We start from the raw sequence: 13,387 nt of genomic DNA, 5'->3' as shown, positions 1-13,387 counted from the left end.
ATGAAAGGAATCATCTCTCTAACGACTTTACTTTCAACGCTTTTTCTCGTTGGCTGTGGGGATAAGGCGCCAGAAAAAGAGCTCGAAACGCCACGAGTTAGAGTTACGTCATTAGCGGGAAGCAAGGTGGATGACAACTTGTACTTCCCTGCGGTTGCGAATGCAGCGGATCGCTCTCATTTGAGCTTCAGAGTGGCAGGAGAAGTCAGCAGCATCATGGTAAAAGAGGGCGACAAAGTCACGAAGGGTGATGTTATTGCAACACTAGATCCCACTGACTATGAGTTGGATGTAGATAATGCGAGTGCGCGTTTTTCTGTTGTCGACAGTCAGTATCGCCGCTCACGCCCTTTGGTCGATAAAGGCCTATTAGCTAAGTCTCAGTTTGATGAAATTGCAGCACAACGACAAATCGCCTTAGCTGAGCTTCAGTTAGCCAAACTTCGTCTATCATTTACTGCCTTAAAAGCGCCCGTGGATGGGATTATTTCGCGAGTTAATATCGACCAATTCGAAAATGTTCAAGTCGGACAGCATATCGTTAATATTCACAGCTTGGAGCGAGTCGAAGTGTTGATTCAGCTTCCAGATCGCCTCTATGTGAACCAACCGCCAACGGAAGAAAGACTCACCGCGATCAAAGCATTGGTGCGCGTGCCCAGCGGTAACGAATATAACGCGACGGTAAAAGAGTTTACGACTGAGCCCGATCCAACAACAGGTACGTTTACTGTCACACTGTCGCTTCCTATGCCGGAAGAAGAGTACATCCTAGATGGGATGGCTGTTGAAGTAACGTCTAAAGACGAGAATGTTGGGCTTGATTTAAACCTAGGAATTAATGTCCCTATCGAAGCCATTTTCAATGCGGACGGTGACGAGCTGGGACGCGAAAACAAATTTGTTTGGGTACTGAATGACGACAATACGGTATCGCGCAAACAGGTGCGAGCAGGTAAGGCATCTAAAACGTCCATTCAAATCCTTGATGGTCTCATGCTCAAAGACAAAGTTGTGATTGCCGGTGTTTCTCGATTAAGGGATGGCATGAAAGTGGAAGTGATACAGGAAATGGCTACGCAGGAGACCGGTCTATGAGCGATCTTAATAAATCAGTGCCTCAAAGTGATGATGATGTGACCGGTATTGCTGCGTACTTCATCCGAAATCGCGTCATCAGTTGGATGGTTGCACTGATATTTTTGATTGGTGGTATCGCCGCATTCTTTGGTTTAGGGCGTCTTGAGGACCCTGCTTTTACTATTAAAGATGCGATGGTAGTGACCTCTTACCCTGGTGCGACACCGCAACAAGTCGAAGAAGAAGTGACGTATCCAATCGAAAAAGCGATTCAGCAGCTTACTTATGTTGATGAAGTGAATTCGATTTCTAGCCGAGGATTATCGCAAATCACGGTCACGATGAAGAACAATTATGGCCCTGATGATCTGCCACAAATCTGGGATGAGTTACGCCGTAAAGTGAACGACCTTAAAGGGACGTTGCCTCCAGGTGTGAATGAACCTCAAGTGATCGATGATTTTGGTGATGTTTACGGGATTTTGTTAGCGGTGACTGGCGACGGTTATAGCTATAAAGAGCTACTGGATTACGTCGATTACTTACGCCGAGAGCTCGAACTGGTTGATGGCGTGAGTAAAGTTTCGGTATCTGGGCAACAGCAAGAGCAAGTGTTCATCGAAGTATCGATGAAAAAATTGAGCAGTATAGGTCTTGCTCCGGATACCGTGTTTAATCTTCTTTCGACGCAAAACGTAGTTTCTGACGCAGGAGCGATCAGAATTGGTGATGAGTACATCAGAATTCAGCCGACTGGCGAGTTCCAGAGTGTGGATGAGCTAGGCGATTTGTTGATTACTGAGTCGGGTGCTCAGGGGCTCATCTTCTTGAAAGATGTGGCGGAAATAAAACGTGGTTACGTAGAAGTCCCGAATAATATTATTAATTTTAACGGAAGTCTTGCACTAAACGTCGGCGTTTCTTTTGCTGAAGGCGTCAACGTCGTTGAAGTCGGAAAAGCATTTGATCATCGCCTTGCCGAGCTAAAGTACCAGCAACCTGTCGGTATCGAAATTTCGGAAATCTATAGTCAGCCGAAAGAAGTGGATAAATCGGTTAGCGGTTTTGTTGTGAGCTTGGCTCAAGCTGTCGGTATCGTCATTATCGTACTTCTGTTCTTTATGGGGCTACGTTCTGGGCTACTAATCGGTTTAATCTTGCTGCTGACGGTGCTGGGTACGTTCATTTTCATGAAGTATCTCGCGATAGATTTACAGCGGATTTCATTAGGTGCCTTGGTTATCGCGTTAGGTATGCTGGTGGACAATGCCATCGTTGTGGTTGAGGGGATTTTGATTGGTACGCAAAAAGGGCGAACTCGACTCCAAGCAGCGACCGACATTGTTACCCAAACAAAGTGGCCATTACTTGGGGCAACTGTGATTGCGGTAACTGCATTTGCGCCAATTGGACTGTCTGAAGACTCGACGGGCGAATACTGTGGCACTTTATTTACGGTTCTGCTGATCTCTTTAATGTTGAGCTGGTTTACCGCTATCTCGTTGACACCATTCTTTGCTGACATCTTCTTTAAAGGCCAGAAGATTAAACAAGGTGAAGGGGAAGAAAATGATCCATATAACGGGGTTATTTTCGTTATTTATAAAAAGTTTCTTCAGTTTTGTATGCGTCGTGCTTGGTTTACCGTTGTGGTGCTGATTGCGGGATTAGCGGCAAGTGTTTACGGGTTCACCTTTGTGAAGCAAGCGTTTTTCCCATCTTCGACAACGCCGATTTTTCAGTTAGATGTATGGATGCCAGAAGGAACTGATATTCGAGCAACCAACACAACGCTTAAAGAGTTAGAAAGTTGGTTAGCTAAGCAAGAGCATGTTGACCATATCACGACGACCGCGGGTAAAGGCTTACAGCGCTTCATGTTAACGTACGCGCCAGAGAAAAGTTATGCGGCTTATGGTGAGATAACCACTCGTATGGAAAACTACGAAGCGTTAAAACCATTAATGGCGAAGTTTCGAGAGTATTTAAAAGCCAACTACCCAGAAATCAATTACAAGCTCAAACAGATTGAGTTAGGCCCTGGTGGTGGTGCAAAAATTGAAGCGCGCATTATTGGCTCTGATCCAACCGTCCTTCGTACGATAGCCGCTCAGGTCAAGGACATCATGTACGCCGATCCTCAGGCAACAAATATCAGGCATGATTGGCGTGAACGAACCCAAGTTCTTGAGCCTCAGTTTAATGAGAGTCAGGCACGTCGCTATGGCATTACCAAATCGGACGTCGATGATTTCTTGTCCATGTCATTCTCTGGAATGACGATAGGCTTATACCGAGACGGCACGACGCTCATGCCTATCGTGGCTCGTTTACCAGAAGATGAGCGCATTGATATTCGTAACATCGAAGGCATGAAAATATGGAGTCCAGCACAGAGTGAGTTTATCCCACTTCAACAAGTCACAATGGGTTACGACATGCGTTGGGAGGATCCTATCATCGTACGTAAGAACCGTAAGCGTATGCTCACTGTGATGGCAGACCCTGATATTCTAGGTGAAGAAACCGCATCGACGTTGCAAAAACGTTTACAGCCCCAAATCGAAGCGATTCAAATGCCTCCTGGCTATTCACTAGAGTGGGGTGGTGAATACGAATCTTCTGGTGATGCTCAAGAGTCGCTGTTTACTACCATGCCAATGGGGTACTTGTTCATGTTCTTGATCACTGTATTCCTATTTAACTCTATCAAAGAGCCACTCATTGTTTGGCTTACCGTGCCGCTGGCGTTAATTGGTGTCACTACCGGTTTGTTGGCGCTCAACACGCCGTTTGGTTTTATGGCATTGCTCGGCTTCTTAAGCTTATCGGGAATGGTGCTCAAAAATGGCATCGTATTACTGGACCAAATTGAAATTGAAATGAAGTCCGGTAAAGAGGCTTATGACGCGGTCGTTGATGCTGCGGTAAGTCGCGTCCGTCCCGTTTGTATGGCTGCTATCACGACGATCCTTGGTATGATCCCACTGTTGCCAGATATTTTCTTCAAACCAATGGCGGTTACGATTATGTTTGGTTTGGGTTTTGCGACAGTCCTGACACTGATTGTCGTGCCAGTGTTGTATCGTTTGTTCCATAAAGTGGCAGTACCGAAACAGGCTTAGTGCTACTGATATAACGATGAAAAATATCGCGCCTCTAGCTCATCAGTTAGAGGCGCTTTTTAAGGAAGAATAATGACAGAACAAAAAACGTGTGCGTGGGCGATGAATCACCCATTAGAACGCGAATATCATGATTCCGAATGGGGCGTGCCAGTATATGACGACCAAGTCCTGTTTGAATTTATTACTTTGGAAGGTGCGCAAGCTGGGCTTAGCTGGATCACCATCCTTAAAAAACGCGAAGGTTACAGAGAAGCGTTCGAGAACTACGACCTAGATGCGTTGGAACAAAGAAATGAAGAACGCGCTGAATACATCGTGGAAAACTTCGATGTTGTGAGACATCGCGGAAAGATTAACTCGGTATTTAGTAATGCCAAAGCGGCTAAAGCGTTAATTGCTGAATACGGGAGTTTATCAGACGCGTTGTGGCAGTTCGTGGACGGTGAACCAATCGTCAATCAATGGCAACATATGAGTGACGTACCAGCTTCGACAGAGCAATCCAAAGCCATGAGTAAATTCCTAAAAAAGAAAGGCTTCAAGTTTGTCGGTGAAACCATCTGTTATGCTTTCATGCAAGCCGTCGGCATGGTGGATGACCATATCGTTGGATGTCCTAAAAAGCAGAATAAGTAACGTTTGGCGATTAAGCTAATGTTGTTAGTTCTGGCTATCATGAATACGTTCCAAAGCTTCGATTCGACGCCATTGAGTGGTATCGAAGCTTTGTTTTCTTAAAGCAATGATTTCTGCCTGTTTTTCGTCTTGCCCTAGAAAATCTCTATTCAGAATATTTTGACGCTGCTTTAAGTAAGTGGCGAGTTGAGTCTCAAATGATGCTCTTTGCTCATCAAGCTTTTGGAGCCTCTGCGCTCCGGCATCTCCTACCAGAGCAACACGGGCGATGTACTTGTCTTGTGAATCAAGCTGAGAAGCTTGCTCGAGCTGCTTTGCTAATGCGTTATTGCGTTCACTTTCTCGTATGTAATCCGGTTGTTCTGATAACGCTTGATTGAGAAGGTGTTCTTGACTCTCGCTATCCGATGCCTGTGTTTTAATCGTCAGCTTTTCTAAAGCAAGTTGGCGAAGTCGGTTTTCTTCGTTAAACAATTGGGTTATCTGCACCTCGTTAAAGTATTGAAGCTGTAAGTTCAGTATTGCTTCATTCAGCATGGTTAACTGTTCAAGCGTTAGGTGGTTGTGCTCAAAAGGCTCTAATGCAGAGAGTGCTTGCTTGTAGGAAAGGTAGGTTTGAAAAAGTTTGGCATCAATATTCAGAGTTTGCTTTGCTAAAGTGTCATCATTAACTTCCGCTTTGATCGTATCGAGATCTTCTTCGCCCAGCCGGCTAAGAGAATATTCGAAGAAGTCTTTTGGGGAAGAGACATCGGCGGCTATATCTTGCTGAGATTGCGAATGGTTAGAGGTTATCTCTTGTTGTTTGTCGCTTTGCAACAGAGAAAGCGCTCCCACGCCAAATATCGAGAGCAGGATAAAAGTGGTGAGAGCGACTTTCTTCATTGTGATGACCTCTTATAAACCTTGAAGTTTGAGACGATTTGCATGTTGGCGATAAAGCGTGACTGGATCGGTTTCAAAAAGATGATGAATACCGAGTAGGCCGTTAATTTCATCCAAATGGTTCATTTGATAATCATCACGTATGACTTTGCCCAAATGTGTGCTGCACGCACCAACTAAGCCATCATTTGGCCCATCAAAGGCTAAGCCAAGTACCATCATGGCAGCATCGGTCGGATCGAAAACGTTTGTAAAAGTGGATGATCCGGTCCATGAGTAGTAATAAACGCCATTTGAAGCCAGCAAGTCACCATTACCACATTCACTGGTAGGGACTCCCTCCGGGTAGTGTTGGTTAAACGCTAATGATCCTTCCGTGGTTAATGCTGCTAGTGAGGCTAAAGGGTCTTGGTCGAGATCAGAACCACCTGATAGAAGATTAATAAGAGTAGTTAAGCCTTGCGCCAGTTTTACCGCGAGCTGCTCACTACCCGAACCCTCAGATACGGTGCCACGAACTAAATCTGCCACTTTAGACCCTTTATTAACGCCTCCTATACTCGTAACTGATGCGACTAGGTCAGGACGGACAGAGGCAACATAGCGCGTTGTTGGACCACCATGACTGTGACCAATGAGATTGACTTTCTCTGCGCCTATTGCTGCAAGTAAGGTTTCTACTTGAGCAAGCAGTTGCTCCCCTCGAACTTCGCTGCTATTGGTCGCGGATACCTGTGCAACATAAACCGTAGCGCCATCTTTTGTTAAGGAATGTGGTATTCCGAAAAAGTAATCAACGCCTGCCAGGGTATCAAAACCAAACAAACCGTGAACCAGAACAATCGGATACTTGGTTTGGGTATAACCTGTTGCAGCGTATACGGAGGTTATTGGGACGGTAACTAAGGTAAAAAGCATTAGCGCTATAAATTTGAGTTTCAAAACTATCTCCTTGTGGTATGACCTCTTATGAATGATAAAAAGTAGGAGAGAAACTCTAAATTTGAAAAGCCTATTTATGGCACATTATTTCATTCTGTGACTGCTCAATTGAAAAACAACACAAATGATTAACATCAATTAATGGTTCGGGTGAATGTTAGTTAATTCTAATTAAGTCAGGGGTTTATAAAAACGCCCCGCAATGCAGGGCGATTCAATCATTGTTATAGGGAGACTTCTTTTTCAAGCATTAAGGCGTTATAACGCGCAAAACCAGCCTCTAAATCAGCGATCAAGTCATTTACGTCTTCTAAGCCAATATGAATACGAACCAAAGTACCTTCAAAGTGTGGGTGAGCTACGGTTCTCAGGCTGTTAAAGCTCTTAGGTTCGTTAGCTAGAATGAGGCTTTCATAACCGCCCCAAGAGTAACCCATACTGAAGTGTTTCATACCATCAAGCAGAGCCGTCGTCGCTTTTGGATAAGACGTTTTGAGAACAAATGAAAACAAGCCGTTTCCACCTGTGAAGTCTCGTTTGAAAAACTCATGGCCAGGGCTTGTTTCTAAAGCTGGATGGCGGACATGATCAACTTCTGGGCGAGAAGCGAGCCACTGAGCGACTTTTAAACTGCTTTCTGCGTGCTGTCTTAGGCGAACATCCAACGTGCGAATACCTCGAAGACCTAGGTATGCGTCGTCAGGAGAAACGCACTGACCCATCAGGTAGCTTTGTTCACGAAGCTGATCCCAATACTTTTCAGAAGCCACAGCAGTACCTAGCATGACATCTGAATGTCCAACGATATACTTAGTCGCCGCTTGAATGGAAATGTCTACGCCATGCTCGAAAGGAGAGAAGTTCACGCCAGCTCCCCATGTGTTGTCAAGCATCACAATGATATCTTGCTCGTGGGCAATGCGCGCTAATGTAGGTACATCTTGGACTTCCATGGTTATTGAACCAGGAGATTCTAAGAAAAGGACTTTGGTATTCGGCTGAATCAAGTCTCGGATACCTTCACCGATCATTGGGTCATAATAGGTGGTTTCGATGCCCATTTTCTTCATGATGGTGTTACAAAAGTCACGAGTTGGTTCGTAACAAGTGTCCACCATTAGAATGTGATCGCCAGTTTCAACGAAAGAGAGGATGGCGTTTGAAATTGCTGCCGTTCCACAAGGGTAAAGCGCGCAACCAGCTCCACCTTCAATCTCAACCATTGCGTCTTGGAAAGCAAAGTGCGTGTTGGTGCCTCGGCGACCATAAAACAACGTTTTGTTTGCACGATTAATGGTGGCTTGGTTCTTTTCTGCAACGGTATTGAATACCACAGTTGAAGCGCGTTGAACGGGTGGGTTTACAACACCATTTGTCCACTTTTTATCGCGGCCAGCGGTAATGAGTTTGGTTTTTTTTCCCTCTGACATAAAAGTTCCCTGTCTTAAAGATTGCGGTTTGGAATATTTAAAACATGGACGACGTAGGTTATGCAAGGGAAAAGTCAACTATCAGCCAATAACAGCCAAGATGAACAGGTAATGATGTCGAGAGGTATCGTGTAGATAGGGAGCTAAAAGAACAAACCTCCAGCAGGATGCATGTAGCGCTGGAGGTTTTTTAGTCGGTGTATTTGAGGTATTAAAGGAGTGGATTGAAGAGATAGAACACTCGCTCTAAGAACCGAGAAAATAGGCTCCTTTTCTCCCATTCTTCCAATACAACAGTGTGAGATTGCTTAATATAGCTATCTTGTAACCAAGACATTTGCTTGGTGAACTCTTCGTCATCAACGGCGAGGGTCACTTCGAAGTTCAGCCACAAGCTGCGCATATCCATGTTTACGGTGCCAACTAAACAGAATTGGTCGTCAATTACGACAGATTTTGTATGCAGCAAACCACCATAAAACTCATAAATCTTGACCCCTGCACTCAAGAGCTCACTATAAAAAGCGCGTGACGCCCATTGTACCATCATAGAGTCATTTTTATGGGGAATAATGAGTTCAACGTCAATGCCTCGTTGTGCTGTCATCTTTAACGTTTCGAGTAAATCAGCATTGGGCACGAAATATGGTGTTGTGATTCGTACCGAGCGATTGGCTTGGTTTATTGCCAATGTTAATACTTGATAGATCAGATATTCCGGCATACCTGGGCCAGAAGGCACAACCTGAATAGGGTGTTGGAATTCACTCTCATCGATCTTGCATTCAGGTAGTCTCGGTAAATGACGTTCGCCAGTTTCGACTTCCCAATCCCAACAGTGGATGGCACTCAATACGTTTACCGTTGGTCCCGTAATGCGAACCATGATGTCTACCCAATGCCCGACGCCACTGTTTTGCTTGAAGTAAGCCGGGTCAACCAAGTTCATTGAACCTGTATAAGCAATTTCATCATCAATTACGATGATCTTGCGATGTTGGCGAAGATCAAGACGACGTAAGAAAATACGCCACATCTTCACTTCTAGCGCTTGAATAACTTCAATTCCAGCATCCTGCATCATTCGATACCAAGGACTTCTGAAAAAACGCGGGCTACCTGCTGAATCGAGCAATAGTTTGACATCTACGCCGCGTTTAGCCGCTTGGATAAGTGCAGAAGCGACAGAGTCAGCCAAACCACCCGGATGCCAAATGTAGAATACCATTCGAATACTGCTCTGCGCGTTTTCGATGTCTTCAATAATGGAATGCAAAATCTCATTAGGTGACTGTTGCAGCGACAATGTATTGCCGCTCAATGCGGGAAGACCAAGGCGGTTGTTACAAAGTTCATCGATTCGGTAGATGTGCCTTCCCATCGTTTCTGGGTTGTGCGCGTTACAGTCGTTAAGTTGACTGAACCACTTCTCGAATGGTGTAAACATCTCTTTCGCACGTTCGGCTCGTTTTCTGCCTAAGTTCAGTTCACCGAAGAGGAAATAACATGCGACACCCAGAACGGGAAGGATATAAATGATCATTAGCCAAGCTAAAGACACGCTCACTGCACGGCGCTTTAAAACGACACGAATGGTCACACCTGCGACCAGTAACCAATATAGCCCAATGCCAGCTAAAGTAAGAAAGTGATAAAACTTGTCCATATACGCTCAGAGTAATATGCCCTTCTAGGATATTAAGCATAAAAGTGGGTTGGGGGAATAGATTTCCCATTTAGACGTGGGATTGACCTTATATGAGGAACGAATTTCATAACAGCTGATTCTGTTATTTTAATGTGAAAAATAAGGTCATTCTTTAACTTTTGAACAAAAAAGCAGCATTTAACCTGCGTAACTCGACACTTGTGCGATAAATGTACTTTTTTGGGGTTCCAATTTTAAAGGGGAGCTGCTTTACTTTCTAGACATAGTGCGTCGAACGCTTATTTTATAAGTGTACAATAATTTTTACATAAACTTTTTAGACGCCTATCTCTATGCATACACAACAAACTAATTTTGGAGAAAAAGCGTGGCTACAACTAATACAGCAGCACCACGTGATACGTGGGGGTCTAAACTAGGCTTCGTAATGGCAGCAGCGGGTTCCGCTGTCGGTTTAGGCAATATATGGAAATTCCCTTACACAGCAGGTGAGAGTGGCGGCGGTGCATTCGTTGCTATCTATCTTATCTTTGTAATTTTTATCGGCTTTAGCGTGATGCTGACAGAGTTCGCTATTGGTCGTAAGACAGGTCTTTCTGCCGTAGGTGCATTCAAAACAACTGACCGACGCTGGACGTTTACTGGCGTTATGGGAGTCTTCAGTGGTCTTTTGATCATGGGCTTCTACCCTGTGGTTGGTGGTTGGGCATTGGCCTACATCTTTAAAGTGGGTGGTGGTCTACTCAGCGCGCCAGAAGCAATTGGCGACAGCTTTGGCGGTTTCATCTCAGATCCGATTCAACCTTTAATGTGGATGGGTGTTTACCTGTTCCTTAACGTCATGATTGTGATGAAAGGGATTTCGGGTGGTATTGAGAAAGCCGGTAAGGTTCTGATGCCGCTTCTGTTCTTAATCCTAATCGTTGTTTCTGTTAAAGGCTTGATGCTGCCAGGTGCAATGGCTGGCCTTGAGTTCTTATTCATGCCGGACTTTTCTAAAGTCGACAGCAACGTGGTTCTTGCTGCACTAGGACAAGCGTTCTTCTCACTTAGCTTAGGTATGGGTTGTATGATGACGTACGGTTCTTACCTGAAAAAGAAAGAGAACCTAGTTCAAACAACCGGTATGGTTACAGCGATGGATACTGGTGTCGCGATTCTTGCTGGTGTTGCTATGTTCCCAGCAATGTTTGCCTTTGGCATGGAGCCTGCGGCAGGCCCTGGTCTTGTATTCGTTGTCGTTCCTCAGCTATTTGCTGAAATGGGCGGTGTGATTGGGTTGCTATTCGCGTTGTTATTTTTCATCGGTTTGACGGTGGCGGCATTAACTTCTTCAGTATCACTATTGGAAGTTGTCGTGTCTTACCTAATTGACGAGAAAGGCATGAAGCGCTCTAACGCAGTTCTGTCTGCAAGTGCAGTTATGGCGGCATTATGTATTTTTGCGTCACTATCGTTAGGTGGAATGGGACCAACGCTGTTTGGTACCGGTGCCTTTGATATCTTCGACTTGCTAACGGACAAAATCTTCTTAGCGGTTGGTGGTATGTTGGTTTGTATCTTTGCAGGATGGCGCCTAAGCCGTGCTGAGCTAGAAAAAGAGATCACTAATGACGGCGAAGTATCCTTCCCGCTATTTGGATTGTGGTACAACCTAGTTAAATACCTGATTCCTGTTGCGATTGCTATTGTTGCCTTCATGGGGATTAAGTCTGGCTTTGATAGTGGCAAAGGTGAAATCATGCTGCTGGGTATCGCAATCATTGGTCTTGCTGGCATTTTCTCGAAGAAGCTTTAGCAAATACCTTGGGGGCAAGCCTCGATAGCTTTGTCCGATAACTTATGTATACTGCTGGCTCCAAACGTGGAGCCAGTTTTTTATGTTCGATATTCTACATACCCATCCCGATTTTCTGATCATCAATAAGCATCCCAACGTCTCTGTTCATAAAGACGATGGCGACACAATGCTGCTGCAAGAAGTGGCTAAGCAGAGTGGTGATCAGCAGCTCTATCTTATCCATCGCTTGGATAAAATGACATCGGGTATTCTGCTCCTCGGACGCAACGCCAAAGCGGCCAGTGCGTTATCGCAAGCTTTTGCTGACCGCCAAGTGGAAAAGTTCTATCTGGCGATTGGCTCTAAAAAGCCGAAAAAGAAACAAGGTTTGGTCGTTGGTGATATGGAGCGTTCGCGCCGTTCATCATGGAAGCTGGTCAACAGCAAAAATAACCCAGCCGTCACCCAGTTTTTCTCTCTTGCGGCAGAGCCCGGAGAGCGCCTATTTTTATGTAAGCCACACACTGGTAAAACGCATCAAATCCGCGTGGCATTAAAATCGGTTGGCTCAGGTATTGTTGGCGACCCGATTTACAATGCAGGCAATGAGGCTGATCGCGGTTATCTGCATGCATTTTCACTTTGCTTCCAATACCGAGATGAGCAATATCGCTTTGTTTGCGACCCACGAGAATACCAAGTGCTGGGTAACAAATGGCACAGTGAAATCGTCTCTCAGGGTTTGGATACTTGGCTTTCCCCTTGGGAACTGAACTGGCCTACGATCAAATAACCGTCACAAAGAAAACTAATAAGAGAACTCGATGCAAGCATCACAACTTCCGCTGTTTTTTCAGCATCTAGAAACCGAGCTCGCGCAAGCTCCGAACGAAATTCGTCGACTGTTTCATGGTCGTGGCCGTCGTTTTGAGGGCTTAGAGCAAATTACCTGTGATTGGTTACAAGGTCAGTTGATCATCAACTTGTTTAAAGAAGTCGACGACGCGTTTCTCGCTGAGCTGAAAAGCGGCCTCAATGCGTTGGCACTATCACCACTGTGGGCAGACAAGCAAGGTCGTACTATGGTTCTTCAGCACCGTTATGCCGATGGTGCGCCTTCAGAAGTGCTTGTCGGTGAATTAGACGCTCGCCCTGTCGTTGAAGAAAGCGGTTTGAAATACCAATTGGATATTGGCCGCAACCAAAACTTCGGTCTGTTTTTGGACATGCGCTACGGTCGTGATTGGGTACGGGAAAATGCGAAGCATAAAAACGTGCTTAACTTGTTTGCTTACACGTGTGGCTTTTCTGTCGCTGCCATTGCGGGTGGCGCAGATAAAGTGGTTAACGTCGACATGGCAAAAGCGTCGCTGTCTAAAGGTCGTGAGAACCACAAGCTAAATGGTCATAACATCAACCAGGTAAGCTTTATGGGGCACGATATCTTTAAATCGTGGGGTAAGATTAAGAAATCTGGTCAGTATGACTTGATTATCATCGATCCGCCTTCGTTCCAGAAAGGCAGCTTTGCGCTGACTAAAGATTACAAAAAGATTTTACGTCGATTGCCGGATTTGTTGGCAGAAGGCGGTCAAGTGATGGCATGTGTGAACTCACCATCTGTGACAAGCGACTTCTTGATTGAAAGCATGAAAGAAGAAGCGCCAGAGTTGACATTCCGTGAGCGCCTGGATAACCCACCAGAGTTTATGGACGTAGACAGCGAAGCAGCATTGAAAGTGTTGCTGTTTAGCGAGAAGCAATGACGACGAAACGAAAGTTGTGCCTATCTATAATACCAGCCGTTTGAGTACGGCTGGCATTTCCACGATACCCC

General features: G+C 45.2%; 10 protein-coding genes. 6 read left to right on the top strand and 4 right to left on the bottom strand.

The window, feature by feature from the left end; all coding sequences use genetic code 11:
• The 3 genes from NL626_RS02070 (at position 1) to NL626_RS02060 (ending at position 4,844) form a co-directional block, all read left to right on the top strand.
• Positions 1-1,098 carry an efflux RND transporter periplasmic adaptor subunit gene (locus NL626_RS02070; RefSeq protein WP_253656941.1) on the top strand — a complete coding sequence of 366 codons (1,098 nt, stop codon included), beginning with the start codon at positions 1-3 and terminating at the stop codon, positions 1,096-1,098.
• Positions 1,095-4,205: an efflux RND transporter permease subunit VmeI gene (gene vmeI, locus NL626_RS02065; RefSeq protein WP_085569587.1), complete on the top strand. Its 3,111-nt coding sequence runs from the start codon at positions 1,095-1,097 to the stop codon at positions 4,203-4,205. The genes NL626_RS02070 and vmeI overlap by 4 nt, the downstream gene beginning before the upstream one ends.
• Before the next feature lie 72 nt (positions 4,206-4,277).
• Positions 4,278-4,844 (top strand): DNA-3-methyladenine glycosylase I, encoded by a 567-nt coding sequence (locus NL626_RS02060; protein ID WP_005378109.1) that lies wholly within the window; start codon positions 4,278-4,280, stop codon positions 4,842-4,844.
• 24 nt (positions 4,845-4,868) lie between these two features.
• Here the strand turns inward: NL626_RS02060 and NL626_RS02055 are convergent, their stop codons facing one another.
• From NL626_RS02055 to cls, 4 genes are all read right to left on the bottom strand, one after another.
• Positions 4,869-5,729: a lipase secretion chaperone gene (locus NL626_RS02055; RefSeq protein WP_253656940.1), complete on the bottom strand. Its 861-nt coding sequence runs from the start codon at positions 5,727-5,729 to the stop codon at positions 4,869-4,871.
• Positions 5,730-5,741: 12 nt separating this feature from the next.
• Complete coding sequence (locus NL626_RS02050) at positions 5,742-6,671, bottom strand: triacylglycerol lipase (protein ID WP_104978988.1); 930 nt, start codon at positions 6,669-6,671, stop codon at positions 5,742-5,744.
• A gap of 224 nt (positions 6,672-6,895) precedes the next feature.
• Entirely contained in the window at positions 6,896-8,101 is a 1,206-nt protein-coding gene (locus tag NL626_RS02045; protein WP_017820862.1) for a cystathionine beta-lyase, read from the bottom strand.
• A 211-nt stretch (positions 8,102-8,312) separates the two neighbouring features.
• Entirely contained in the window at positions 8,313-9,767 is a 1,455-nt protein-coding gene (gene cls, locus NL626_RS02040; protein ID WP_005378105.1) for a cardiolipin synthase, read from the bottom strand.
• Between the two features lie 430 nt (positions 9,768-10,197).
• Between cls and NL626_RS02035 the strand changes: the two genes are divergently transcribed.
• From NL626_RS02035 to NL626_RS02025, 3 genes are all read left to right on the top strand, one after another.
• Positions 10,198-11,568 carry a sodium-dependent transporter gene (locus NL626_RS02035; protein WP_042522154.1) on the top strand — a complete coding sequence of 457 codons (1,371 nt, stop codon included), beginning with the start codon at positions 10,198-10,200 and terminating at the stop codon, positions 11,566-11,568.
• Between the two features lie 82 nt (positions 11,569-11,650).
• Complete coding sequence (locus tag NL626_RS02030) at positions 11,651-12,343, top strand: TIGR01621 family pseudouridine synthase (protein ID WP_054574035.1); 693 nt, start codon at positions 11,651-11,653, stop codon at positions 12,341-12,343.
• 31 nt (positions 12,344-12,374) lie between these two features.
• Positions 12,375-13,316 carry a class I SAM-dependent methyltransferase gene (locus tag NL626_RS02025; RefSeq protein WP_054574036.1) on the top strand — a complete coding sequence of 314 codons (942 nt, stop codon included), beginning with the start codon at positions 12,375-12,377 and terminating at the stop codon, positions 13,314-13,316.
• Positions 13,317-13,387 lie beyond the last annotated feature (71 nt).

This window comes from Vibrio sp. Y58_MX_L22 (assembly GCF_024181865.1).
Classification (GTDB): domain Bacteria; phylum Pseudomonadota; class Gammaproteobacteria; order Enterobacterales; family Vibrionaceae; genus Vibrio; species Vibrio alginolyticus.
The sequence above is the reverse complement of the archived record's forward strand: the minus strand, read 5'-3'. Positions and strand labels throughout refer to the sequence as shown.